This window comes from Superficieibacter electus, assembly GCF_002915575.1.
Lineage (GTDB): Bacteria > Pseudomonadota > Gammaproteobacteria > Enterobacterales > Enterobacteriaceae > Superficieibacter > Superficieibacter electus.
On record NZ_PQGD01000009.1, the window covers coordinates 140,934 to 165,273 of the forward strand.

The following is a 24,340-nucleotide window of genomic DNA, read 5'->3' on the forward strand; positions in this document are numbered from 1 at the left end:
ACAAATACTTTTTTATGAGACAACCATCATGAATACTTTATCTGGCTCTACACACGCGGGTATTCCGCATCAACGCTGGCTCAGAATAATTCCACCGATTCTTATCGCCTGTATTATTTCGTATATGGACCGGGTTAATATCGCCTTCGCCATGCCCGGCGGGATGGATGAAGAACTGGGCATTTCCGCGACCATGGCCGGTCTGGCGGGCGGCATCTTCTTTATTGGCTATCTGTTCCTACAGGTGCCGGGCGGTAAAATCGCCGTTCACGGTAGCGGCAAGAAATTTATCGGCTGGTCGCTGGTCGCCTGGGCCGTTATCTCCGTGCTGACGGGGCTTATCACCAATCAGTATCAGCTACTGGTGCTGCGTTTCCTGCTCGGGGTTGCTGAAGGCGGGATGCTGCCCGTGGTGCTCACCATGATCAGCAACTGGTTCCCGGATGCCGAACGCGGGCGCGCAAATGCCATTGTGATTATGTTCGTTCCCATCGCCGGGATCATTACCGCCCCGCTCTCCGGGTGGATCATCACCGTGCTGGACTGGCGCTGGCTGTTCATCATCGAAGGTCTGCTCTCTGTGGTGGTTCTGGTGCTGTGGGCATACACCGTTTATGACCGTCCGCAGGAAGCACGCTGGATTTCCGAGGCCGAGAAAAACTATCTGGTAGAAACGCTGGCCGCAGAACAGCAGGCCATTGTCGGCAAAGAAGTTAAAAACGCCTCGCTTAGCGCGGTGCTGTCCGACAAAACTATGTGGCAGTTGATTGCGCTGAATTTCTTTTATCAGACCGGCATTTACGGTTACACCTTGTGGCTTCCCACCATCCTGAAAGAGCTGACGCACACCAGCATTGGCCAGGTGGGAATGCTGGCCGTGCTGCCCTACGTCGGCGCGATTGCCGGTATGTTCCTCTTTTCCTCCCTCTCCGATCGCACCGGCAAACGCAAACTGTTCGTTTCCCTGCCGCTGATTGGTTTTGCGTTGTGCATGTTCCTGTCCGTCACGTTGAAAGCGCATATCTGGCTTTCTTACGCGGCACTGGTCGGCTGCGGCTTCTTTCTGCAATCCGCCGCAGGCGTGTTCTGGACTATTCCGGCGCGGCTTTTTAGCGCGGAAATGGCCGGTGGCGCACGCGGCGTGATTAACGCACTCGGTAATCTCGGCGGCTTCTGCGGACCTTATGCGGTCGGCGTGCTAATCACGCTGTACAGCAAAGATGCGGGCGTGTACTGCCTTGCCATCTCTCTGGCGCTGGCGGCCCTGATGGCGCTGCTGCTGCCCGCGAAATGCGACGCCAGGGCCGAAAATCCCCGTCCGATAAACCCGCGTAAACGCGAAGCATGACGGCAACAATCTGTAGCCCCGGTAAGCGGAGCGCCACCGGGGAAAATGAGAAGATAAAAATGAGTGAAAGAGACACCTTCTGGTTGGGTATCGACTGCGGTGGTACCTATCTGAAAGCCGGGTTATACGATCGTCTGGGCAGGGAGCACGGCATCGCGCGTCAGGCGCTACGCACATTAAGCCCGCAGCCCGGTTACGCCGAACGGGATATGTCCGCCCTGTGGCAACATTGCGCGACCACCATTGCCCGTCTGTTACTCAAAACGGGTGTCACGGGCCGGCAGATTCAGGGGGTGGGGATTTCAGCCCAGGGTAAAGGTCTGTTCCTGCTGGATAAAAACGATAATCCGCTGGGCAACGCCATTCTCTCCTCCGATCGCCGGGCGCTGGACATCGTCCGCCGCTGGCAGCGGGAGGGCATCCCGCAACAGCTTTATCCGCATACCCGCCAGACCCTGTGGACCGGGCATCCGGTATCACTGCTGCGCTGGATCAAAGAGCATGAACCGCAGCGTTATGCCCGGATCGGCAGCGTAATGATGGGGCACGATTATCTGCGCTGGTGCCTGACCGGCGTGAAGGGCGCGGAAGAGAGCAATATCTCGGAATCCAATCTTTATAACATGCATGACGGGTGCTATGACCCGAAGCTGACCCGCTGGCTGGGCATTAATGATATTGACGATGCCCTGCCGCCGATCGTCGGCTCAACCGAAATATGCGGGGAAATCACCGCTCAGGCAGCCGCCATTACCGGTCTCGCGGCGGGAACTCCCGTCGTGGGCGGCCTGTTTGATGTGGTTTCTACCGCACTCTGTGCGGGGCTTCACGATGAATACACTCTCAATGCAGTGATGGGCACCTGGGCCGTCACCAGCGGCATCGCCAGCGAACTGCGCACTAACGAAGTACATCCCTTTGTTTATGGTCGCTATGCCACACCGGACCAGTACATCGTGCATGAAGCCAGCCCGACCTCTTCCGGGAATCTGGAATGGCTGACCGCCCAGTGGGGCGATATTTCGTTTGAGGAGATCAACCAGAGCGTCGCCGCCCTGCCGAAAGCGGGCAGCGATCTGTTCTTCCTGCCTTTTCTCTACGGCAGCAATGCCGGGCTGGACATGACCTGCGGATTCTACGGCATGCAGGCGATGCATACCCGGGCGCACCTGCTGCAGGCGGTTTTTGAAGGGGTGGTGTTCAGTCATATGACTCACCTCAACCGGATGCGCGAACGCTTTCGCGACGTCCGCACCCTGCGTGTTACCGGCGGCCCGGCCCACTCTGACGTCTGGATGCAGATGCTGGCCGATGTCAGCGGCCTGCCGCTTGAACTGCCGCAAATTGAAGAAACTGGCTGTTTTGGAGCCGCGCTGGCAGCGCAGGTCGGAACCGGCGCATTTGCCAGCATTCATGATGCCCAGCGCTTGCTGAGCCGGGACTTACGCACCATCACGCCCGATGCCGCAGCGCATACCCGCTACCAGCAAAAATACCAGCGTTACCAGATTCTGATTGAAGCACTTCAGGGCTTTCATGCCCGTATTAAGGAGCACAACTTATGAGCCGCCCTCTTTTGCAACTGGCCCTCGACCACACGCGCCTTGCTGACGCACAGCGCGACGTCAGTCTGCTAAAAAACCATGTCGATATCATCGAAGCCGGCACCATTCTCTGCCTGACGGAAGGCCTTGCTGCCGTCAGGGCGCTGCGTGAACAGTGTCCTGAGAAGATCGTCGTTGCCGACTGGAAAGTCGCCGACGCGGGAGAAACGCTGGCGCAGCAGGCGTTCGACGCCGGGGCCAACTGGATGACCATTATTTGCGCCGCGCCACTCGCCACCATTGAAAAAGGCCATGCTGTCGCTCAGGCGCGCGGCGGAGAAATTCAGATCGAACTGTTCGGCAACTGGACGCTGAACGATGCCCGCGACTGGTACAACACTGGCGTTCGCCAGGCGATTTATCACCGGGGACGCGACGCGCAGGCCAGCGGCCAGCAGTGGGGAGATGCCGATCTGGCGCGGATGAAAGCGCTCTCTGATATTGGACTTGAGCTGTCCATTACTGGCGGCATTACACCAGCCGATCTGCCGCGCTTTAAGGATATTCGCGTCAAAGCCTTCATCGCCGGACGCGCGCTGGCGGGTGCCAGCGATCCGGCGCAGGTTGCCGCAGACTTCCACGCGCAAATCCAGAACCTCTGGGGGGATCGCTAATGCGCAATCATCCGTTAGGTATCTATGAAAAGGCGCTGGCTAAAGAACTGAGCTGGCCGGAGCGCCTGGTGCTGGCGAAAAGCTGCGGCTTCGATTTTGTCGAAATGTCAGTGGATGAAACCGACGAACGCCTGTCGCGTCTGGAGTGGAGCACCGCACAGCGTGCTTCGCTGGTACAGGCGATGCTGGAAACGGGCGTGACCATTCCGTCGATGTGTCTTTCTGCTCACCGGCGTTTCCCCTTTGGCAGCCGCGATGAAGCGGTCCGCGACCGGGCGCGGGAGATCATGAGCAAAGCCATCCGCCTTGCCCGGGATTTAGGCATTCGCACCATTCAACTGGCCGGATACGACGTCTATTACGAAGAACATGATGAAGGCACACAACAACGTTTTGCCGAAGGGCTGGCGTGGGCGGTGGAGCAAGCCGCTGCATCGCAGGTGATGCTGGCGGTAGAGATCATGGATACCGCGTTTATGAACTCCATCAGCAAATGGAAAAAATGGGATGAACTGCTCGCCTCGCCGTGGTTCAGCGTCTACCCGGACGTCGGCAATCTTAGCGCCTGGGGCAATGACGTACAGGCAGAGCTGTCGCTGGGCATCGATCGTATCGCCGCCATTCATCTGAAAGACACGCAGCCCGTCACCGCACAAAGCCCCGGCCAGTTTCGCGACGCGCCTTTCGGTGAAGGTTGTGTCGATTTTGTCGGAATTTTCAGGACGTTACATCATCTCAACTACCGGGGCGCATTTCTGATTGAGATGTGGACCGAGAAAGCCAGCGAGCCAGTGCTGGAGATCATTCAGGCGCGTCGCTGGATTGAAGCCCGTATGCAGGAAGGAGGATTGACATGTTAGAGCAACTGAAAGCCGAGGTGCTGGCGGCAAATCTGGCGCTGCCGGCTCACCATCTGGTGACCTTTACCTGGGGCAACGTCAGCGCCGTTGACCGTGACAGCGGCCTGATGGTCATCAAACCTTCCGGCGTTGATTATGACGTGATGACCGCCAGCGATATGGTGGTGGTGGATATCACTACCGGTAAAGTCGTGGAAGGAAGCAAAAAACCCTCCTCCGATACTCCTACCCATCTGGCGCTGTATCGCCGCTATCCCGGCATCGGTGGCATTGTTCACACCCATTCACGTCACGCGACCATCTGGTCGCAGGCGGGACGCGATCTCCCGGCCTGGGGCACCACCCACGCCGATTATTTCTACGGCACGATCCCCTGTACCCGGCAGATGACGCGGGAAGAGATCGCCGGGGAGTATGAGTATCAGACCGGCGAGGTGATTATCAAAACGTTCGCAGAACGCGAACTGGACCCGTTACAGGTTCCCGCGGTGCTGGTCCATTCCCACGGGCCGTTTGCGTGGGGGAAAAACGCAGCCGATGCGGTACACAACGCCGTGGTGCTGGAGGAGTGCGCGTATATGGGGCTTTTCTCGCGCCAGCTCAGCCCGGACCTGCCTGATATGCAGCCGGAATTGCTGGATAAACATTATCTGCGTAAACACGGGAAGAGTGCCTATTACGGGCAGTAAGCCTGCGCTGACCGTTGTTCTGCCAGCGGTCAGCGCCCCGATTCTCAGGCAGAATTAATATGTTCTTTACAGTACCGTCGTTTCCAGGCCGCGGGCGTCAGCCCGGTGTATTTACGAAAGATATGGCGGAAATAACCGGCGTCGCTGAAGCCGCACAGTCCGGCAACCTCTTTTAGCGAGCGGGCATCGCTGATCAGCATTTTTTCTGCCGCCCGCACCCGTTGACGGTGGATCGCCTCCGTTAAGGTGAGACGAAATACCCGACGATAAACCCGGCCCAGATAATCCGCATTGCAGTGCAACTCTTTCGCCAGCGTTGACGTTGAAAGCGGAAGGTGAAACTGCGTACGTATTAGCTGCTGCGCTTTCCAGGCTAACGCCGTACCGGCATCATCCTGGCTGGCTTTATGATCTGCTCCGAGCGCGATATGTTGCAGGATCAACAGTAGCGCCAACTCCAGCGCCACGCTCCGCTGCATACTTTCCTGCTCATTCAGGAACTGCCTAAAGAGGGAGATTATATATTGTGGATCGCTGACCTTTACGTGCTGAGGCACTGCAAGACGCGTAATCCATTCGCCAGGATGCGCTTCTGTGGTTACTTCAAAATGCAGCCAGTAAAATTTAAGGTCGTCCGGAAAATCCTCTGTACCGACATGATAACGCTGCGGCCATAATACCAGGCTTTCTCCAGCGTTGACCCGAAATACATTTTCCTCTTCCTGAATCGCTAATGTTCCCTTTTCAACGAAAATAACTTCCCACGAGGTAAGTTTTCGCGCGGGATGACGCCCAAGGCCGCGCGAGATAAATAGCCCGCCATTCTGGACTTTTACCGGAAGCGCTATGGATAATTCAAGCATAGACATGCATTATTCCGCTTTTTGCTGGCCGTTAATTATCTTTATGCGTTGATTATTCACCAAATTACGCCGTTGGACAGGATCGCCATCACATTTTAATCATCAGGTCGGAATCGTCATCTTTATCTACCTCCCCGCTCCCTTGTTGGTGCGTTTTTTCCATGCAAAATTTACAGGGTACTTTGCAAATTACAAAAAGACCGCCAGCAAATAAGCGGTGAATGCTGGATAAATATCTTCGATGACGCGAGGCGTTATTTATGACTTCCACTCCAATTACGGCCCCGGATATTACGCAAAATGCGCTTAATGAAAAGCTGTCGATTCGTGAAAAAATAGGCTACGGCCTGGGTGATGCTGGCGGGACAGTGATTACCTGCCTGATAATGAATTTTTTAACCTTTTTTTATACCGATATTTTTGGCCTGACCCCCGCGCTGGTCGGCACATTATTTATTGCCCTGCGCGTGTTTGATGCCATCTCCGATCCGGTGATGGGCATTATCGCTGACCGCACCCAGAGCCGCTGGGGTCGGTTTCGTCCCTGGCAACTGTGGATTGCGCTGCCGATTGGCATTATCGGCGTGCTGACCTTCACCGTGCCGGATACCAGCATGAGCGTTAAAATCGCCTGGGCCTTCGGCACCTATCTGCTGCTCTCCGTGGGTTACACGGCCATAAACGTTCCCTACTGTGCGCTGATCAATACCATGACATCGCGTCATAGCGAGGTGATCTCCTGCCAGTCATGGCGCTTTGTACTGTGCGGCGTGGCGGGATTTCTGGTCTCCGTCGGCCTGCCGTGGCTGGTGGCGGAACTGGGCAACGGCAATGCGGCGCGTGGCTATCAGCTTGGGGTTGGCGTGCTGTGCGCCATCGCCGTCGTTATGTTTCTGTGCTGCTTCTTCTGGGTACGCGAGCGCGTGTCGCTGAGCGCGATGGGCAAATTCACCCTGCGCGAGCATCTGGCCGGGCTGCGGAAAAACGACCAGCTTTTGCTGATGCTGGTCATGTCATTTCTGCTGATCAATGTGTTTAACATTCGCGGCGGCGGCTACATGTATTTCATTACCTATGTGCTGGAAGGCGGTACGGGCTATACCTCACTGTTTTTCACCATGGTGACGTTTGCCTCCATTCTCGGTTCAGTCATCGTTAACCCGCTCTCAAGGCGTATTGATACGGTCAAACTTTACTACTACACCAACCTGGTGCTGGCGGCGCTGGCCGTTGCGATGTGGTTTTTACCTGCCGGTCCGGCATACCAGACGCTATGGCTGGCCGTAATTCTGGGCAACGGCATTATTCTGGGCTTCACGCTGCCGCTGCATTTTTCGCTGATGGCATTTTCCGACGACTACGGCGAATGGAAAACCGGCGTGCGCTCCTCCGGCATGAACTTCGCGTTTAACCTGTTTTTCATCAAGCTGGCCTGGGCGTCCAGCGCGGGCATTATCAGTCTGGTGTTTATTGCCGTGGCTTATCAACCTGGCGCGGAAAATCAGACCGCCAGTTCACTCCAGGGAATTACCGCGATGGAAACGCTGTTACCTGCCCTTTTTCACTTGCTGCTGGCGTTTTCCATTCGCGCCTGCCGTCTTGATAATCCGATGATGGCGCGCATTGCCAGCGATCTGCGTCAGCGCCATGTCCACGCTTAAGGAGTCTGTAATGGAAGTCGATCTGCATAAACTGAAAATTAGCGATCCGTTTCTCGGCCAGTATCAACAACTGGTGCGCGATGTAGTGATCCCGTATCAGTGGGACGCGCTAAACGACCGCATCCCTGAAACCGACCCGAGCCATGCGATAGAGAATTTCCGCATTGCCGCCGGTTTTCAGGAGGGAGAATTTTACGGCATGGTGTTTCAGGACAGCGACGTGGCGAAATGGCTGGAAGCCGTCGCCTGGTCATTGTGCCAGAAGGCCGATCCGCAGCTTGAGAAAACCGCCGATGAGGTGATTGAACTGGTGGCCGCCGCCCAGTGTGACGATGGCTACCTGAACACGTATTTTACGGTAAAAGCGCCGGAAGATCGCTGGACGAATCTGGCAGAGTGCCACGAACTTTACTGCGCCGGGCATATGATTGAAGCGGCGGTCGCATTCTTTCAGGCGACGGGAAAACGCCGCCTGCTGGACGTAGCCTGCCGTCTGGCCGACCATATCGACAGCGTATTTGGCCCCGGCGAGGAGCAGCTTCATGGCTATCCGGGCCATCCGGAGATCGAACTCGCACTGATGCGGCTGTATGAAGTTACGCAGGAGCCACGCTACCTTGCGCTGGTAAACTATTTTGTAGAGCAGCGCGGCACGCAACCTCATTTCTACGACGTTGAATATGAAAAGCGCGGCAAAACGTCTTACTGGCATAACTATGGCCCGGCTTGGATGGTAAAAGATAAAGCCTACAGCCAGGCGCACCAGCCGTTGGCAGAACAGCAAACCGCCATCGGTCACGCGGTACGTTTTGTCTACTTAATGACCGGCGTGGCGCATCTGGCGCGGCTGAGCCAGGATGAAGGCAAGCGGCAGGACTGCCTGCGATTGTGGCAGAACATGGCCCAGCGCCAGCTTTATATTACCGGCGGCATCGGCTCACAGAGCAGCGGCGAAGCCTTCAGCAGCGACTATGATTTACCGAATGACACAGTGTATGCCGAGAGCTGCGCCTCCATCGGGCTGATGATGTTCGCCCGCCGGATGCTGGAAATGGAGGCTGACAGTCAGTATGCCGACGTCATGGAACGTGCGCTTTATAACACCGTGCTGGGCGGGATGGCGCTCGACGGCAAGCATTTCTTCTACGTCAATCCACTGGAGGTTCACCCTAAAACCCTGGCGGGAAATCATATCTACGATCATGTGAAACCCGTGCGCCAGCGCTGGTTCGGCTGCGCCTGCTGCCCGCCGAATATCGCCCGCGTGCTGACGTCGCTTGGGCATTACATTTACACGCCGCGCCCCGAGGCGCTGTATATCAACCTCTATATTGGTAATAGCGCAGAGATCCCGGTCGGCAATGAGACGCTGCGCCTGCGCATTAGCGGCAATTATCCGTGGCACGAGCAGGTCAGCATCACCATCGACTCTCCTCAGCCAGTGGATCACACGCTCGCGCTGCGCCTGCCGGACTGGTGCGATGATCCGCAGGTGGTGCTCAACGGCGCGAAAGTTGAGCAGGCTGTACGCAAAGGCTATCTGCATATCGCACGTCGCTGGCAGGAAGGCGACACCATAACGCTGACGCTGCCGATGCCGGTACGTCGGGTTTACGGTAATCCGCTGGTGCGCCATCTGGCGGGAAAAGTCGCCATCCAGCGCGGACCACTGGTGTACTGCCTTGAGCAGGCGGACAACGGTGAAGAGCTGCATAATCTCTGGCTGCCCAAAGAAAGCGCGTTTACCGCCTTTGAGGGTAAAGGGATTTTCGCTCACAAGATATTGCTTCAGGCGGAGGGCATTAAACGGACAGCCACCGACGCTGCAAAACAACCGCTCTGGCACTACGATATTTCGCCAGCCGCGTCGCAACCGCAGACATTAACCTTTATCCCGTGGTTTAGCTGGGCGAACCGGGGAGAGGGGGAAATGCGGATTTGGGTGAATGAAATACAGTAAGTGATATCGCCCGGCGAGGCTGACTTGCCGGGCATGAAGTCTTGCCTCATGATGTTATCTGGCACATTGATATCAAGACAGAGAAAAACAGAATGAGCAAAGAAGTAACCTCCGGGACCAGCGTTAAGCGAGTGAAAGCCTCCGTCATTTACCGGTTGTTGTTAATCGGTCTGAGTATTCCGATGCTGATTTTTAGCCTGATTTGCGGGGTGATGGGCATTTTCGGTTATGACATGGTGAGCTGGAATAATGAAACGGTTCACGGCGTGCTCGCCCTGCCGCTGGCGCTGTTGAGCGGGTTGTTTATCAGCGTGCTTTTTACCGTATTTCTCGGGACCATCGTGTGCTTTGGCTTGTGGATGTATAGCCGTTTCAGGCCGCTACAGGTAAAGGTGCTGGATTAAACGGCGGCTCCGTACCACATCCGCCCGGTGGCGCTGCGCTTACCGGGCCTACAGTACAATGCTAACTCCATGCATACCTGCCTGGTGGCGCTGCGCTTACCAGGCCTACAGTACAATGCTAACTCCGTGCGCACCTGCCTGGTGGCGCTGCGCTTACCAGGCCTACAGTACAATGCTAACTCCGTGCGCACCTGCCTGGTGGAGCTGCTTACCGGGCCTACAGAGGGTGGTCGGTAACGCCCTGCCCGGTGGCGCTGCGCTTACCGGGCCTACAACGGATGCGTTAGCCTTGTATGCCGATGCACCGCGTAGGCCGGGCAAGCACCGCGCCGCCCGGCAGGTTTTTCAGGTAACGAACTAAAACAGTCCCAGCGGTTTATCCGAATAGCTCACCAGCAGGCATTTGGTCTGCTGGTAATGCTCCAGCATCATTTTATGGGTTTCACGCCCAATCCCCGACTGCTTATAACCACCGAAAGCGGCATGTGCCGGGTAGGCGTGATAGCAGTTGGTCCACACGCGCCCGGCCTGAATACCGCGTCCCATTTTATACGCCAGACTGCCGTTACGGCTCCAGACGCCCGCGCCGAGGCCATACTGGGTATCGTTGGCAATCTCCAGCGCCTCTTCCATCGTTTTAAAGGTGGTTACCGCCAGCACCGGGCCGAAAATTTCTTCCTGGAAAACGCGCATATTGTTCTTCCCGAACAGAATCGTCGGTTCCAGGTAATAGCCGCCCTGCAAGTCGCCGGTCAGATCCTTACGCCGTCCGCCGGTCAGGATATCCGCCCCTTCCTGCTTACCAATGTCGATGTAGTTAAGGATGGTTTCCAGTTGTCCCTGCGACACCTGTGCGCCCATCTGCGTGCCGTTATCGAGCGGGTTGCCGCTGCGAATACTTTCCACACGGCGGATGGCGCGCTCCATAAAGCGCTCATAAATCGATTCCTGCACCAGCGCCCGGCTCGGGCAGGTACAGACTTCGCCCTGATTAAAGGCAAACAGTGCGAATCCTTCCAGTACCTTATCAAAGTAAGCATCCTCTTCATCCATCACATCGGCGAAGAAAATATTTGGCGATTTACCGCCCAGCTCCAGCGTCACCGGGATAATGTTTTGCGTGGCGTACTGCATGATTTGCTGCCCAACCTCGGTCGAGCCGGTAAAGGCAATCTTCGCAATCCGTTTTGATGTCGCCAGGTATTCACCAATTTCGCCGCCTGCGCCGTTAACCACGTTAAGCACACCCGGCGGCAGCAGATCGCCGATGATTTCCATCAGCAGAAGTACGGAAAGTGGCGTCAGACGCGCCGGTTTGAGCACGATACAGTTGCCCGCCGCCAGCGCAGGGGCCATTTTCCAGCAGGCCATCAGCAGCGGAAAGTTCCACGGAATAATTTGCCCGACCACGCCCAGCGGCTCGTGGAAGTGATAGGCGACAGTCTCGCTGTCTACCTCGCTGATCCCCCCTTCCTGCGCACGGATACAGGAAGCAAAGTAGCGAAAATGGTCGATCGCCAGCGGGACGTCGGCGGCGCTGGTTTCGCGGATCGGCTTACCATTATCCCATGTCTCCGCCGTTGCCAGCAGTTCCAGATTCTGCTCCATACGATCGGCGATTTTAAACAGGATCGCCGCCCGATCCTGTACTGAGGTATGCGCCCATTTCTCTTTTATCTTGTGTGCGGCATCCAGCGCCAGATCGATATCTTTCTTACCGGAAAAGGCAACTTCACAGAGCAACTGTCCGGTCACTGGCGTCAGGTTTTTATAGTATTCGCCGTCCGCCGGCGCGACCCAGTCGCCGCCGATAAAGTTGTCGTAACGGGATTTCAGTTCAAGAGGATAACCGTATTCGCCGGGCTGAATGCGGGAAGAGGCAGGGTTGGTGGTCATGGGCATCTCCTTGTCACAGATAGTTCTTCAAGGGTAGACGCCACTGGTGAATTATTCGCCAGTTCTTGCCTGCTTTACGACGCGCTTCACGAATTACTTTCCTTTACGTTTCCCCGGCTGGCTTCAGCCATACTTATAGCGTGACGGTTTAACGCCAGGAGACGCTATGCAGCATTTTATCGGTTTTGATGTTGGCGGCACCCATATCAAATATGGCGTGATCGATGAAGAGGGTGAGGAGTTAATCAACGAGGAATATGACACGCCGGAAGATGCTGAAACGTTCAAAAAGAAGTGGAAAGACGCGGTAGAAGCCTGCCAGAAGGAACATGATATTGTCGCTATCGGCGTCAGTTTTCCGGGGCATATTAATCCGCATACCGGGCACGCGGCCAAAGCGGGTGCGCTGGAGTATCTCGACGATCATAACCTGCTGGAGATGTTTGCTGAGCTGACTGACCTGCCGCTGGTGGTGGAAAACGACGCCAACTGTGCGGCGCTCGGCGAGATGTGGCGCGGCGCAGGCCAGCGTTACGATAACCTGGTGTGCATTACCCTCGGTACCGGCATCGGCGGCGGGATTATTGTCGATCGCGAGCTGTATCGCGGTTCGCACTTTCACGCCGGAGAATTTGGCGTGATCCCGGTGGGTAACAACGGCGAGTGTATGCATGAAGTGGCGTCGGCAAAAGGGCTAATGAAGGCCTGCCGCCAGGCGCTGGCACTGCCGGAAGACGAGATGCCGCACGGAAAAGAAATCTTTGAGCGCATGGACAGCGATGTTCATCTGCGTGAAGCGGTCAATGACTGGGGACGTTTTCTGGCACGCGGCGTGTACAGCGTCATCTCGATGTTTGACCCGCAGGTCGTCCTGATCGGCGGCGGCGTCAGTGAACAGGAAAAACTCTACCCGCTCCTGATGCGCCATCTGGAAAAATTTGAGATGTGGGACGCGCTACAGGTTCCTATTCATCCCTGTGAGCTGGGTAATCAGGCAGGGAGGCTGGGCGCGGTATGGCTGGCATTGCGTAAAGCCGCACCCCGGCAAAAATAGCGGGGCGCGGCGGCGGGGTTACATGGCTGCGTGGTAAATGGCCATTATTTCCTCGTGGGTGGCCTGAATCGGGTTGGTCAGGCCGCAGGCATCTTTCAGCGCGTTGGTGGCCAGCAGCGGGATATCTTCTTCTTTCACTTTCAGGTCGCGCAGGCCGGTCGGAATATCGACCTGACGCGCCAGTTTACGGATCGCCGCCAGGCAGGCCTGCGCGCCCGCCTCATCGCTTAATTCGCGAACATCAACGCCCATCGCCTGAGCGCAGTCGCGCAGGCGGCCCGCCGCGACGTTGCTGTTAAAGGCCTGCACATGCGGTAGCAGGATCGCGTTACAGACGCCGTGCGGCAAATCGTAGAAACCACCCAGTTGGTGTGCCATAGCGTGAACATAGCCCAGCGAGGCGTTGTTAAAGGCCATCCCCGCGAGGAACTGCGCGTAGGCCATCGCTTCACGCGCGGCTTCGTTGCTGCCATCCGCCACAGCGGTCGCCAGATGTTCGGCGATCATCGCAATCGCTTTCAGTGCACAGGCATCGGTGATCGGCGTTGCGGCGATGGAGACATAGGCTTCGATAGCATGGGTCAGCGCGTCCATTCCGGTCGCCGCCGTCAGCGAGGCGGGCATGCCCATCATCAGCGCCGGATCGTTAACCGACATCAGCGGCGTGACGTGTTTATCGACAATCGCCATTTTGATGTGCCGCTCTTCATCAGTAATGATGCTAAAGCGCGTCATTTCCGAGGCGGTTCCGGCAGTGGTGTTAATGGCGATTAGTGGCAGTTGCGGTTTGGCTGAGCGGTCAATGCCTTCGTAGTCCCGGATATCGCCGCCGTTAGTCGCCACCAACGCAATGCCTTTCGCGCAGTCGTGCGGAGAGCCGCCGCCGATAGAGATCACACAGTCACATTGATGCTCACGTAACACCGCCAGCCCGGCATTAACGCTTTTCACGCCGGGATTAGGACGTGAGCCGTTGTACACCACGCTGGTGATGCCTTTCCGGTTTAAATCGGCCTGAATGCGATCGACGATGCCCTGTTTATTGAGGGTCGTCCCACATACAATCAGCGCCTTTTTGAAATTAAAGCTGACCATGGTATCCAGCGCATCGGCCAGGGTATTCATACCAAGAATATTTATCGATGGGATATAAAATGCGGGCATAATAATTACCTCAGAAAAATAAAAACTGAAGAAAATATATTCTTAAGCCGGGGAAGAGAGTGTGACACCGCGTTAGAAATAAAAAATTGGTAATAAACAAATAATCAATTTTGTGACCGTCTGCTTGCGATGCCGGATGGCGGCTGCGCCTTATCCAGCCTACAAATCATCTCACTCCAGGCCCGCGCAAGCGAATGCGCCACCGGGCAATGGTGCACATAATCTGCGACATTGCCTATAATGCCGGATGGCGGCTGCGCCTTATCCGGCCTACAGATCGTCTCACTCCAGGCCCGCGTAAGCGCCGCCGGACAATGGCGCACAGAATACAATGTCATTGAATACAGCCAGTGAGTAAATATCCTCCAGTAATATTACCGGAGGATATTTATTTCCCGACAAACTTATTCCTCGTGAATAAATAATGCCTTATCGCGCAGAATATGATCGTTACCGCGCCGGCGGGTAAAACCGATCCGGTCGAAATGTTCGAGGATCTGAATTGCCAGCTTGCGCCCGACGTTGAGCTTGTCGCGAAAATCTGCTGCACAGGTCGATCCGCGCTGTTGATCCAGCTCGCGCACCATGCTGGCAAAGGTCACGATGCGATCGTTGCGGTAATAACGATCTTTGACGATCGCCGTAATCATCCCCTGCTGCGCAGCCTGGCGCAGCACCGCGCGCATTACTTGTTCGTCGGTACCGGTTTCCCGCGCCAGATCGCGCACCCACCATGGTTCGTCACCAAACAGCACGGCGGCCCGCTGCCAGATCGCCTGCTGTTCATCGCTAAACCCGGCTTTGTGGTCCGGCAGGTGCAGCCAGCCATGATGGCTGTGGATAGCCCCGCTGCCGCGCATCTGCTCAATCAGCGTCAGCACCAGCGATTCATCTTCCATCGGCAGGGCAATACGCCGCAGACGTTCGCGTCCTGGCCCCGGCTCGTCTGGATGTTGCTGATGATAAGTGGTCAGCGCGGCAAGTAGTTTACGCTGCCAGCGTGCCGCCAGCGGTGCATCCAGCAGGCAGCCGCCCGCCTGGAGATAATCCGGGCGGTTAATCAGCGCCTCAAGTCCCGTCCGGTTAAGCTGCCGCGCCCAGCTAAAATCCGTCAGCCGGACGGCATCGCGCTGGAGATGCACGGACAGGGCCTGTGCGTCATCCTGACACGCGGCCAGCATCGCCAGCCATTGCAGGTATTCCGGCTTGCGTTTGCCGCGACGGGGCGGATTGAGGGCAATGACGCGCGCGCCTGCCAGCGTTTCGCGCGCGGAGATATCGCGCAGCACCAGACGGTCGTTGTCCGCCAGCCACAGCGGCGTGTCGAGTACCAGTTCGGCCAGGTTATTGTCCAGCAGCGAGACGCGTCCGGTAATATGGCTGGCCGCATGGTGAATATGCAGCGGCTGCCACTGGCTGAGGATCGCATGGCGCTGAAGCTCGACGATAACCCGTTCTGACGGCGCGGGCGGCGCGTCGGAGAGCAGCCAGTCGCCACGGGTCAGTTCTTCTTTTTGCGCATCACCGGCAATATTCAGGGCAATGCGCTGCCCGCCGTGTGCGTGATCAACCGGCTGGTTTTGCGCATGCAGACTACGCACGCGCATCGGCTTGTTCACGCCAGTTAGCCAGAGTGAATCGCCGATCCGCACGTCGCCGGAAAGCGCCGTTCCGGTGACAACCAGCCCGGCACCTTTGACGGTAAACGCACGGTCAATCGCCAGCCGGAAACGTTGATGCTCCGGATGCGGACGCTCGCGTAGTTGCAAAAGGTGTTCGCGCAGGGCGTCAATGCCCTGCATTTGCGTCGCGGCGGTGACAAACAGCGTCGCGCCGGAAAAACCATAGTCGTGTAGCGTGCTGATGACTTGCTGGCGCACCGCCTCAATACGCGCCTCGTCAACGCGATCCGCTTTGGTGAGTGCCACCGTCAGCGTCGGGCTGCCGGTCAGTTGCAGGATCGCCAGATGCTCGCGGGTCTGCGCCATCACGCCATCATCGCACGCCACCACCAGCAGCGCATGGTCGATGCCGCCGACACCCGCCAGCATATTGGCGAGAAATTTTTCGTGTCCCGGCACGTCGATAAAGCCCGGCACGCGCCCGTCCGGCTGTGGCCAGTAGGCGTATCCCAGATCGATGGTCATGCCGCGTTTTTTCTCTTCCGGCAGGCGATCGGCGTTAATACCGGTGATCGCCTCCAGCAGCGTCGTTTTGCCGTGGTCAACATGCCCGGCGGTGGCAATAATCATTGCAGTACCATCTCCAGAAAACGGGTTTCATCTTCAAGGCAGCGCAGGTCCAGCCACAGGCGACCGTCATAAATTCGCCCGATAATCGGTACCGGCAGCGACCGCCAGCGGGCGGCCAGCGCTTCCAGCCGACCTCCGCGTCCATCAAACGGCATAAAGGTTAATGCCGCGCTCGGCAGGCGCTCCACCGGCAACGATCCGCTGCCGATTTGCGAGGAGCACGCCGTCACCTGCACCACAAATTCATCGGCATAGCGGCCGTTGAGTTGCTCCCGCAGACGCACGCCCTGCTGATGGATTGCCTCGGCTTTACGATTAAGCAGGCGCAGCACCGGCAGGTTGTCGGCCAGCGCTTCCGGGTGCAGATACAACCGCAGCGTGGCTTCCAGCGCCGCGAGGGTCATTTTATCCGCGCGCAGCGCACGCTTGAGCGGATGGCTCTGCAACTGCGCAATCAGCGCTTTTTTACCCACGATAATCCCCGCCTGCGGCCCGCCGAGCAGTTTGTCGCCGGAGAAGCTCACAAGGCTGACACCCGCGGCAATCAGCGCCTGCGGCATCGGCTCTTTCGGCAGACCGTACTGGCTGAGATCGACCAGCGAACCGCTGCCCAGATCCGCGACCACCGGAATATTCCGGTCCTGACCTATCGCCGCCAGCTCCGCTTCATCCACCGCCTTGGTGAAGCCTTCAATGCTGTAATTACTGGTATGGACCTTCATCAGCAGGCCGGTATTTTCACCAATAGCCTGCGCATAATCTTTGGCATGCGTACGGTTAGTGGTGCCGACTTCATGCAGGATACATCCCGCCTGACGCATCACGTCCGGGATACGAAATGCACCGCCGATTTCCACCAGTTCGCCGCGCGACACCACCACTTCTTTGCCGCTCGCCGTCGCCGCCAGCATCAGTAACACCGCCGCCGCGTTGTTGTTCACGATACAGGCATCTTCCGCCCCGGTGAGCTGGCAGAGGAGGTCGGCAATCGCCCGATCGCGATGCCCGCGCCTGGCACCGTCCAGGTCGTACTCCAGCGTGACCGGCGAGCGCATGGCCTGCGCCACGGCGTCCACGGCGGATTCGGCCTGAAGCGCGCGGCCCAGATTGGTATGCAGCACCGTGCCAGTGAGATTGAAAACCGGCCTCAGCGCGCGTTGCTCGCTGTGCTCAAGCTGGCTGAGAACTGCGGCAGGCCAGTCGTCGCACCATTCCGGCACGCTGTGTTGTTCACGAATGCTGGTACGTGCCGTTTGCTGAAGCTGATGCAGCGTTTCAAGCACGCGGCTACGGCCCCAGGTTTCCACAAGGAGAGAAAAGGCAGGATCGCGCAGCAGGCGATCGGTGGCAGGAAGCTGGCTATACAGTGAATGGGTCGTCATGAGCGCGCCTGGCAGTAAGGAGTTTTTCCCCTCCCGCCTGGAGAGGGGCCACTATGCGCTGAGAGTTTACCGCGTCCCGGCAGAAAGTGCATCGCCGCACTCAGTGGATGCGACAGGCATACTTATTTCAATGCTGATTCCTCAATCAGTTCAATCAAAAACTCTGCCACCGCCCTGACCCGCGCCGATGCGGCCAAATCCGCATGGCTGACCAGCCAGAGATCTTCAGAAAACACGTTTTCACTGGCAATAACTTCCACCATGTTGCGATGTTGCGCGGCAATAAAACGCGGCAAAACCGCCAGACCAAGGTTCGCATTCACCGCCGCTATCTGGGCCTCGACGCTGGTCACAACCAGCGCTGAGGGGACGTCCGGGTAAGTATCATTACGCCATTTGGCCGAGGGCAAATAGCTATACATATTGTCCCAGCTAATCCATTCCCGCCCGGCCAGTGGACGCTCGTTGGGCGCGGGATGCTGTTCAAGGTATGTCTTTGAACCATAGAGCGCCGAGGCCATGCGCCCTACTTTGCGGATTTTCAACGATTGTTGCTCGGGCCGCACCAGCCGAAGCGCCAGGTCGGCATCATGCCGCGAAATGGAAACCGTATTGACGCCGGTAATCAGTTGCAGGTTGATATCAGGAAAGCGGGTACGAAACCGTGGCAACGCGGGAATGATCAGATAGGTGGCAAGGGTACCCGCCGTCGCCAGCCGCACGGTACCGGCGGGTTGCAGATCGCGTCCGAGGAGATGGCTTTCCAGCGCCAGCGCTTTTACCTCCATCTCTTCCGCCTGTTTCAGGACATCCTGACCCGCATCTGTCAAAAAATAGCCGGTCTGGTGATGCACAAACAGACGCACCCGCAGGCTGCTTTCCAGCGCCTCAATCCGTCTGGCAACGGTCGATTGACTGACATTTAGCTGCCCCGCCGTTTTGGTCAGGCTGTGGGTTCTGGCGACGGTCAGAAAAAAGCGGATGTCGTTCCAGTCCATATTATTTTCTATTTTTGGAAAACTATTTCCCTATATTATCCGTACTTTTCCATTTTTGACATCCCTATACTCAGCGCCACGTTCTGTCAGCCCTCTCGCTGATGCTAAAAGGAGTTATTAATGGAAATGTTACCTCAATCTGATGCACCAGACCTGAATGCCACAGCAGTAATACAAGCGTGGTTTTCGGCCTTTGCTGAAGGAAAAATTGACGATGCGGTTGCGCTACTGGATGAAAATGTCGTCTGGCATATTGATGGCGATCCTGCCGTGTCAACCATCGGGCTGTTACGCGGACCGGAGCAGGTCAGACGCTGGCTGGAAAACTTCCCGCGTCATTTCAGGCCCCAGGTATTTACCATCAACGATATGATTGAGCATCACGGCCATGTGCTGGCGCTGGGCCGCTTTCGCCATACCGTGTTAAGCACCGGTAATACCGTGGGTAGCGACATGATTATCCATTTTACCGTCGCAGGGTCAAAAATCACCCGCTATCAAATCTTCGAAGACTCCGCACTGCTCAGTCGGGCCTTTGCTTCCAGTGACAATTGGCAACGTCAGGAAATCAGGGTCAATGGCACCCTCTACCGGTACTGGGATCGCGGCGAAGGCCCGACGCTCATATTTGCCCACGGCTTATTTGTCGATCACACCACCTTTGCCGCTCAGGTTGAGGTATTACGTCGCTCGTGGCGCTGCATTGTGCTGGATATGCCGGGTCATGGCGAAAGCGGCTATAACCCTGAAGGATGGACGCTGGACGATATCAGCCAGGATCTTGCGCTGATGATTCAGGAGATGTCGCTGGGGAAAGTCACGTTTATAGGGCAAAGCCAGGGTGGCATGACGGGACTCAGACTGGCGGCCAGCGATCCGCAATTACTTTCCGGGCTGGTGTTGATAGGCACCAGCGCCAGAGCGGAGTTCCCTGAGCGACTGGTACAGTGGAATGCGCATCGCGAAACGTTGTTAACCGGCACGGAACAGGCGCGCGAGGCCCTGTTTGCCACGCTTCAGCAGCACATTAACGCGCCAGCCCGCTTTGCAGAACATCCTTCGGATATTCTGCGCGAGCGCGCGCTCATGATGGCGCACGATCGAACAGGGCTGGTGCAAGCGCTGGACGCCGCTGTCTTTAAGCGGGGCGACGTTCACGGACGGCTTAATACGATTACGGTTCCCACGCTGGTGATATGCGGCGAAAGCGATACCGCCACGCCGGTAGAATTAAGCCAGGAACTTGCTGCCGCTATCCCCGCGGCTTCGCTGCTGACGCTGCCAGGAACAGGTCATCATCCGGAAAGTGAAGCAGCGCAGGCAGTGACTCACGCCATTGAACAATTTTTGCTGGCTCAGCGCTAAGTTCTTGTGCTTCAGGCCTTTGGCGGCTCGGTGCGGGCAAAGCTCTCCCGCTGGAACAGCGTTTCCACCAGCGTAACCAACTGCGGCCGGTCCACGCACCAGCCCGGCGACACGCGGCGGAAATTGAGGTAATCAATGGCACAGGCAATGGCGATGGTTGCCAGATTCACGTCGTCGGTTTTCAGCGTACCGTCAACCAGATACGCCTCCAGCGCGTCCAGCCCACGGCTGATTTTCTCGCGCTGGCGCAGGAGTTCTTCAGGCGACTGCTGCGCTACCGGGCGCGTCTGCTCGCGCACCGACACCAGCGCGGCATCCATAATGCCGTCGGCCAGCGCTTCCAGCTGCCGAATGCGCAGCGCGGCCTGCGGCTCCCGGGGGATCAGCGCGGGGGCTATATCCAGCAATTCAAGGTATTCAGCTATGATCGGAGAGTCATACCAGCATTCGCCGTCATCGGTGACCAGCGCCGGAACCTTGCCCAGCGGATTATACTGCGCCACCCCATTCGTCTGGTTATAGGGTAATTCATTGATAAATTCGAAAGTGATGCCTTTTTCCAGCAAAATCACCGAGATCTTACGTACAAACGGGCTGGTATAGCTGCCGATGAGTTTCATTGCCTGCTCCTTTTCGCCAACAAAACAGTAAGTATGATCGAAGATGCCGCGATCAGCCCGCCGTCTCGCGTTTGATTCGCTCTTTAATCAGCAGTTCTTTAATCGACAATCCGGTTGAGGCGCTGTCACGCAGAGTATGACGCGTGATCTCAGTACAGAGAAATTCAATAATAAAGAGTTGAGAAATACGCGTGGCGATGGAGTCGCCCTGCATCGGACCGGCGCTGCCGCTGGTCAACAGAAAGGTATCCGCCAGTTCATTAAGCGGTGAATGCGGACTGTGGGTGATGGCGAGCTTATACGCGCCTTTTTTCTGCGCCAGACGGAAAGCGTTAACCACTTCCGGGGTTTCGCCCGAATGGGAAAATGCCACCACCAGATCGTCTGCTTTGAGATTGGCCAGCTTCAGCGTCATGGTGAAGCGATCGGTAAAAGCGTCGGAATCAATGCCCAGGCGATTCATTTTGTCTCGCGCTTCCATTGCCGCCAGTCCGGATGCGCCAAAGCCGACAAACATTACCCGACGAGCGGTTAAAAAACGTTCCATTACGGGTTTGACGATTTTCATATCCAGCAGGCCGACGGTTTCTTTGACGGTTGTGTCGATGGTGAGGGCTATTTTATTAGCAACCTCATTACGTGAATCATCAAGGAAGATATCGGGTGAAGATGGCAGCGAAAGATCGCTTTCCGCCAGCAGTTCGCGCTTTAAGTCGGCTTTAAGGTTCAATAGCCCGCTATAACCGATCTTTTTACTGAAGCGGACAATCGTCGCCTCGCTGACGCCCGTTTCCTGTGCCAGTTTTTTTACCGGTAGCTGCACCACCTGCGCGGGCTGCTGCAAAATATAGCTGGCGATTTTACGGTCCGTATCGCCCAGCCCGCCGAGGATATTGGCGATGTACACGCGAACGTTTTCTTTATTCACACTCATGACAGGCTCTCCTGACCGATCCGTCTGGCAAGTCAGGTATTGTAATCGGCTCCCCGTCACCTGTCTGCCGGGAAGCGCACGGCAACGTGATGAATATGCGTTTGTCCGGGGTCGAGCCAGCGAATACCGCGCTTGTGGTCTATTTGCCCATCAAAATCAGGGGCATCGGTAGTACCGCATAGCGGCTCAATGCACAGCAGATCGGCACCGGGAACGCCCCACAGCGCCAGCCACGGCTGATCGCCCGTTTCCAGAATAATACGCGGCTCGCCGGAGGGAGAGCAGACGGCGATCTGACGGTGCTGCATATGAGAAAAATAAACGGCTCCGGCGGCAAAAACCTGCGCCGTCAGCGGAAAGATCTCCACTTCTGGTGCCTCTTCGATCATCGTCAGCAGGCGCTGATGCGTGGGAAACGGTCCGCGTGGCGCGCCGCCGGAAAACCGGACCTGCCATCCCGCCTCGCTGGCGATCGGTACGGCAAATCCTGGATGCCAGCCCAGCGAATAGCCCCACCGTTCTTCGTCGTGATTACTCACCTGCCAGTCGATCTTCAGCCCGTCAGCGGTCAGCTGCCACACCATGCGCATCCGCCACGCAAACGGCCAGATCGCGCGTGAGCGGTCGTCATCGCAGGCTTCAATGACCAGCCGCGCCGCGCTATGTTCGAGGCAGCGGAACGGGTGATGGCGTAAAAAGCCGTGGGCCGGGAGCGGGAAAAAGCGCTCGCCCTGCCACAGCCCATCGTGGATAAGCCGCCCAACCACCGGGAAAAGCTGGGTCGCGACGTTGTTCCACACGTCCGGCTGCGGTTGCCACATCCAGTTATGTTGAACCTGTGCGTCCCATAAGCGGGTAAGCTCAGCCCCCCTCGGATTTATGCTGACCTGAAACCGCGCGTTCTCCAGTTGCCACATCATGCGTCTGTTTCCCTATGCCGTGCGCAGAAGTAGCCGTGTCTGATAAACCATCGCGCGGTGTTTATCATCCGTAAAACAGCGATCGATAAGGGCATAAATATCGGCTTCTTCAAGTGGCTGCGCCTGGTGGGATAACGTCGATACATCCGCGCCATTGCGCATTAAAAACGTTAATGCTTCTCCGATACCAGCGTGAGCACAGCGATAACCTGCCACCTCCGCGTTGACCTGCTGTGCGAACAGGCGGTCGTCTTCGGCGTTAAGTGAATCAAGGCCGAAACGGGTATACAGTTCCGGCGGCGCATCGTGCTGCTGCATCAGCGGGATCATCGCCTGCGCGTAAATCGATGATAACGTGCTGTTTTCCAGCGACTGAAGCTGCCCCGGATCGTGCTTCACATCAAACAATTTATCACCGAAGCGCCACGGATTCAGATAGCCGAACGAGGCCGGGATCTGCATGACCTGCGCGCCCTGGGTGAAGTCAAAACCGGGGTGAATACGAATGTTGTTCAACTCGCTGAGTTTAAACGGGCTGTCGATACGGGTAGGCATCAACGTGTACTCAAACAGGTGCGCCTTGTCCTGCTCGCGCGGGCAGCGCATATACACATATTCCCCGTCGGTGATATTGATATGCCCGCCGAAATAGCCAAACAGCGCGTAATCACGGATAGCGTCATCACGTTCTATGGCCGGGCGCAGCGGCTGACCGGTCATCGTCGGCGGACGCGGCACATCGAAATACTCCAGCAGCGTCGCCGGGATATCTATGGTTTGCGCCAGCGCGCTGCGTCGTTGCCCCTGCGTCTGGCTGCGCGGGTCGCGGATAAAGAACGGCGTATTGGCGATTTCGTTATAGACGGGCATGATATTTTTGCCCCACCAGTCATGCTCGCCCAGCAGAAAGCCGTGATCGGTACAGACGATGAATAGCGTGTCGTCCCACAGATCCAGCGCCTTCAGCTTATCCATCACCTGGCCGAGATAGTCGTCGCACATAGTCATCAGCGCCTGATAAAACTTACGTGCCTTGTCATCCTCTTTTCCGCCCGGCGCGCCGCAGTAATACGGCACCCAGCCGTCAAACTCCTCCGCCGTACAGCCGTACTGCGCCAGATACTTCTCCGGCACAAAAAAAGGCTCGTGCGGATCAAAACATTCAATTTGCAGGAACCAGTTATCCTGCTGGTGGTTGGTCTCAAGAAACTCCATCCCGGCACCGATCGTGCGATGGGTAAAGTGTTCCTGCTGGGTGGGCATCGCCGCCCGGTTAATTAAATCCTGGGTCATACGTCCGGCGCGGCGGCGTAGCGTCTCTTCATCCTCGTTACCCTGCCAGTGGATATGGGGCTTTTCGACCTGGCCTTTCCAGCAGTCACCTTCCTGGCCGCGGATAAACTCAAAAGTGGAGTATCGCGTGTGATAAGTCGCGCCGCCGTCACGCCAGTAATGTTTATGGTCCGTGACCATATGCGTATGGATGCCGTGCTGGTGCAGCGCCTGCATGGCGGAGAAGTCGAACGGCTCCAGTGGCCCCCAGCTCCGGTGCAGGAAGTTATAGCGTCCGGTATGCAGTTCGCGGCGCGCGGGCATGCAGGGCATACTGCCGACGTAGAAATTGTCGAACTGGGTGGATTCCTGTGCCAGGCGGGTAAAATTAGGCGTAATCGCGTCGCCGCCGTAAGGGGCAAGATGGTTACGCGTCAGGGTATCAAACATCAGCATCACTGCTTTCATCAAATGTCTCTC

Annotated in this window: 20 protein-coding genes; 10 read left to right on the forward strand and 10 right to left on the reverse strand. The window is 56.9% G+C overall.

What is annotated here, in order from left to right; genetic code table 11:
* The first annotated feature begins 28 nt into the window (after positions 1-28).
* From CHU32_RS12760 to araD, 5 genes are read left to right on the forward strand one after another with little or no spacing between them, the layout of a single operon-like run.
* Positions 29-1,348, forward strand: coding sequence for an MFS transporter (locus CHU32_RS12760; RefSeq protein ID WP_103750859.1), 1,320 nt, complete (start codon positions 29-31; stop codon positions 1,346-1,348).
* 59 nt (positions 1,349-1,407) lie between these two features.
* Positions 1,408-2,913, forward strand: coding sequence for an FGGY-family carbohydrate kinase (locus tag CHU32_RS12765; protein ID WP_103675900.1), 1,506 nt, complete (start codon positions 1,408-1,410; stop codon positions 2,911-2,913).
* Positions 2,910-3,566 (forward strand): 3-keto-L-gulonate-6-phosphate decarboxylase UlaD, encoded by a 657-nt coding sequence (gene ulaD, locus CHU32_RS12770; protein WP_103675901.1) that lies wholly within the window; start codon positions 2,910-2,912, stop codon positions 3,564-3,566. The genes CHU32_RS12765 and ulaD overlap by 4 nt, the downstream gene beginning before the upstream one ends.
* Entirely contained in the window at positions 3,566-4,426 is an 861-nt protein-coding gene (locus CHU32_RS12775; protein ID WP_103675902.1) for an L-ribulose-5-phosphate 3-epimerase, read from the forward strand. The genes ulaD and CHU32_RS12775 overlap by 1 nt, the downstream gene beginning before the upstream one ends.
* Entirely contained in the window at positions 4,420-5,115 is a 696-nt protein-coding gene (gene araD, locus CHU32_RS12780) for an L-ribulose-5-phosphate 4-epimerase (RefSeq protein ID WP_103675903.1), read from the forward strand. Before CHU32_RS12775 ends, araD begins: the two co-directional genes overlap by 7 nt.
* 44 nt (positions 5,116-5,159) lie before the next feature.
* On the opposite strand, the gene CHU32_RS12785 is transcribed toward araD, so the two are convergent.
* A complete protein-coding gene (locus CHU32_RS12785; RefSeq protein ID WP_103675979.1) occupies positions 5,160-5,978 on the reverse strand; it encodes an AraC family transcriptional regulator in 819 nt (272 codons plus the stop codon).
* Between the two features lie 260 nt (positions 5,979-6,238).
* On the opposite strand from CHU32_RS12785, the gene CHU32_RS12790 reads away from it, so the two are divergent.
* The 3 genes from CHU32_RS12790 (at position 6,239) to CHU32_RS12800 (ending at position 10,003) form a co-directional block, all read left to right on the forward strand.
* Positions 6,239-7,639 (forward strand): MFS transporter, encoded by a 1,401-nt coding sequence (locus tag CHU32_RS12790; RefSeq protein ID WP_103675904.1) that lies wholly within the window; start codon positions 6,239-6,241, stop codon positions 7,637-7,639.
* Positions 7,626-9,599: a glycoside hydrolase family 127 protein gene (locus CHU32_RS12795; RefSeq protein WP_103675905.1), complete on the forward strand. Its 1,974-nt coding sequence runs from the start codon at positions 7,626-7,628 to the stop codon at positions 9,597-9,599. Before CHU32_RS12790 ends, CHU32_RS12795 begins: the two co-directional genes overlap by 14 nt.
* 92 nt (positions 9,600-9,691) lie before the next feature.
* Positions 9,692-10,003: a hypothetical protein gene (locus CHU32_RS12800; protein ID WP_103675906.1), complete on the forward strand. Its 312-nt coding sequence runs from the start codon at positions 9,692-9,694 to the stop codon at positions 10,001-10,003.
* A 357-nt stretch (positions 10,004-10,360) separates the two neighbouring features.
* Here CHU32_RS12800 and exaC read toward each other — a convergent pair whose 3' ends face one another.
* Complete coding sequence (gene exaC / locus CHU32_RS12810) at positions 10,361-11,899, reverse strand: acetaldehyde dehydrogenase ExaC (protein ID WP_103675908.1); 1,539 nt, start codon at positions 11,897-11,899, stop codon at positions 10,361-10,363.
* Positions 11,900-12,065: 166 nt separating this feature from the next.
* On the opposite strand from exaC, the gene CHU32_RS12815 reads away from it, so the two are divergent.
* Entirely contained in the window at positions 12,066-12,953 is an 888-nt protein-coding gene (locus CHU32_RS12815) for an ROK family protein (RefSeq protein ID WP_103675909.1), read from the forward strand.
* 18 nt (positions 12,954-12,971) lie between these two features.
* Here the strand turns inward: CHU32_RS12815 and yiaY are convergent, their stop codons facing one another.
* From yiaY to CHU32_RS12835, 4 genes are all read right to left on the reverse strand, one after another.
* Positions 12,972-14,117 (reverse strand): L-threonine dehydrogenase, encoded by a 1,146-nt coding sequence (gene yiaY / locus CHU32_RS12820; protein WP_103675910.1) that lies wholly within the window; start codon positions 14,115-14,117, stop codon positions 12,972-12,974.
* 404 nt (positions 14,118-14,521) lie between these two features.
* A complete protein-coding gene (selB, locus tag CHU32_RS12825) occupies positions 14,522-16,369 on the reverse strand; it encodes a selenocysteine-specific translation elongation factor (protein ID WP_103675911.1) in 1,848 nt (615 codons plus the stop codon).
* On the reverse strand, positions 16,366-17,751 hold the full coding sequence (selA, locus tag CHU32_RS12830) for an L-seryl-tRNA(Sec) selenium transferase (RefSeq protein ID WP_103675912.1): 1,386 nt from the start codon (positions 17,749-17,751) through the stop codon (positions 16,366-16,368). Before selA ends, selB begins: the two co-directional genes overlap by 4 nt.
* Positions 17,752-17,873: 122 nt before the next feature.
* Positions 17,874-18,749 (reverse strand): LysR family transcriptional regulator, encoded by an 876-nt coding sequence (locus CHU32_RS12835; RefSeq protein WP_103675913.1) that lies wholly within the window; start codon positions 18,747-18,749, stop codon positions 17,874-17,876.
* Between the two features lie 120 nt (positions 18,750-18,869).
* Between CHU32_RS12835 and CHU32_RS12840 the strand changes: the two genes are divergently transcribed.
* On the forward strand, positions 18,870-20,114 hold the full coding sequence (locus tag CHU32_RS12840) for an alpha/beta fold hydrolase (protein WP_103675914.1): 1,245 nt from the start codon (positions 18,870-18,872) through the stop codon (positions 20,112-20,114).
* An 11-nt stretch (positions 20,115-20,125) separates the two neighbouring features.
* Here CHU32_RS12840 and CHU32_RS12845 read toward each other — a convergent pair whose 3' ends face one another.
* The 4 genes from CHU32_RS12845 to CHU32_RS12860 are packed head-to-tail and all read right to left on the reverse strand — an operon-like array spanning position 20,126 to position 24,328.
* Positions 20,126-20,734 (reverse strand): glutathione S-transferase, encoded by a 609-nt coding sequence (locus CHU32_RS12845; RefSeq protein ID WP_103675915.1) that lies wholly within the window; start codon positions 20,732-20,734, stop codon positions 20,126-20,128.
* A gap of 52 nt (positions 20,735-20,786) precedes the next feature.
* Positions 20,787-21,668 carry a MurR/RpiR family transcriptional regulator gene (locus CHU32_RS12850; protein WP_103675916.1) on the reverse strand — a complete coding sequence of 294 codons (882 nt, stop codon included), beginning with the start codon at positions 21,666-21,668 and terminating at the stop codon, positions 20,787-20,789.
* A gap of 56 nt (positions 21,669-21,724) precedes the next feature.
* Positions 21,725-22,588: an aldose epimerase family protein gene (locus CHU32_RS12855; protein WP_103675917.1), complete on the reverse strand. Its 864-nt coding sequence runs from the start codon at positions 22,586-22,588 to the stop codon at positions 21,725-21,727.
* Between the two features lie 12 nt (positions 22,589-22,600).
* On the reverse strand, positions 22,601-24,328 hold the full coding sequence (locus tag CHU32_RS12860) for a sulfatase (protein ID WP_103750860.1): 1,728 nt from the start codon (positions 24,326-24,328) through the stop codon (positions 22,601-22,603).
* Positions 24,329-24,340: the final 12 nt, after the last annotated feature.

Bases quoted from the DNA above. Each gene is read 5' to 3' on its own strand.
- CHU32_RS12760 (WP_103750859.1), top strand. From the start codon at position 29: ATGAATACTTTATCTGGCTCTACACACGCGGGTATTCCGCATCAACGC.
- CHU32_RS12765 (WP_103675900.1), top strand. From the start codon at position 1,408: ATGAGTGAAAGAGACACCTTCTGGTTGGGTATCGACTGCGGTGGTACC.
- ulaD (WP_103675901.1), top strand. From the start codon at position 2,910: ATGAGCCGCCCTCTTTTGCAACTGGCCCTCGACCACACGCGCCTTGCT.
- CHU32_RS12775 (WP_103675902.1), top strand. From the start codon at position 3,566: ATGCGCAATCATCCGTTAGGTATCTATGAAAAGGCGCTGGCTAAAGAA.
- araD (WP_103675903.1), top strand. From the start codon at position 4,420: ATGTTAGAGCAACTGAAAGCCGAGGTGCTGGCGGCAAATCTGGCGCTG.
- CHU32_RS12785 (WP_103675979.1), bottom strand. From the start codon at position 5,978: ATGCTTGAATTATCCATAGCGCTTCCGGTAAAAGTCCAGAATGGCGGG.
- CHU32_RS12790 (WP_103675904.1), top strand. From the start codon at position 6,239: ATGACTTCCACTCCAATTACGGCCCCGGATATTACGCAAAATGCGCTT.
- CHU32_RS12795 (WP_103675905.1), top strand. From the start codon at position 7,626: ATGTCCACGCTTAAGGAGTCTGTAATGGAAGTCGATCTGCATAAACTG.
- CHU32_RS12800 (WP_103675906.1), top strand. From the start codon at position 9,692: ATGAGCAAAGAAGTAACCTCCGGGACCAGCGTTAAGCGAGTGAAAGCC.
- exaC (WP_103675908.1), bottom strand. From the start codon at position 11,899: ATGACCACCAACCCTGCCTCTTCCCGCATTCAGCCCGGCGAATACGGT.
- CHU32_RS12815 (WP_103675909.1), top strand. From the start codon at position 12,066: ATGCAGCATTTTATCGGTTTTGATGTTGGCGGCACCCATATCAAATAT.
- yiaY (WP_103675910.1), bottom strand. From the start codon at position 14,117: ATGCCCGCATTTTATATCCCATCGATAAATATTCTTGGTATGAATACC.
- selB (WP_103675911.1), bottom strand. From the start codon at position 16,369: ATGATTATTGCCACCGCCGGGCATGTTGACCACGGCAAAACGACGCTG.
- selA (WP_103675912.1), bottom strand. From the start codon at position 17,751: ATGACGACCCATTCACTGTATAGCCAGCTTCCTGCCACCGATCGCCTG.
- CHU32_RS12835 (WP_103675913.1), bottom strand. From the start codon at position 18,749: ATGGACTGGAACGACATCCGCTTTTTTCTGACCGTCGCCAGAACCCAC.
- CHU32_RS12840 (WP_103675914.1), top strand. From the start codon at position 18,870: ATGGAAATGTTACCTCAATCTGATGCACCAGACCTGAATGCCACAGCA.
- CHU32_RS12845 (WP_103675915.1), bottom strand. From the start codon at position 20,734: ATGAAACTCATCGGCAGCTATACCAGCCCGTTTGTACGTAAGATCTCG.
- CHU32_RS12850 (WP_103675916.1), bottom strand. From the start codon at position 21,668: ATGAGTGTGAATAAAGAAAACGTTCGCGTGTACATCGCCAATATCCTC.
- CHU32_RS12855 (WP_103675917.1), bottom strand. From the start codon at position 22,588: ATGATGTGGCAACTGGAGAACGCGCGGTTTCAGGTCAGCATAAATCCG.
- CHU32_RS12860 (WP_103750860.1), bottom strand. From the start codon at position 24,328: ATGAAAGCAGTGATGCTGATGTTTGATACCCTGACGCGTAACCATCTT.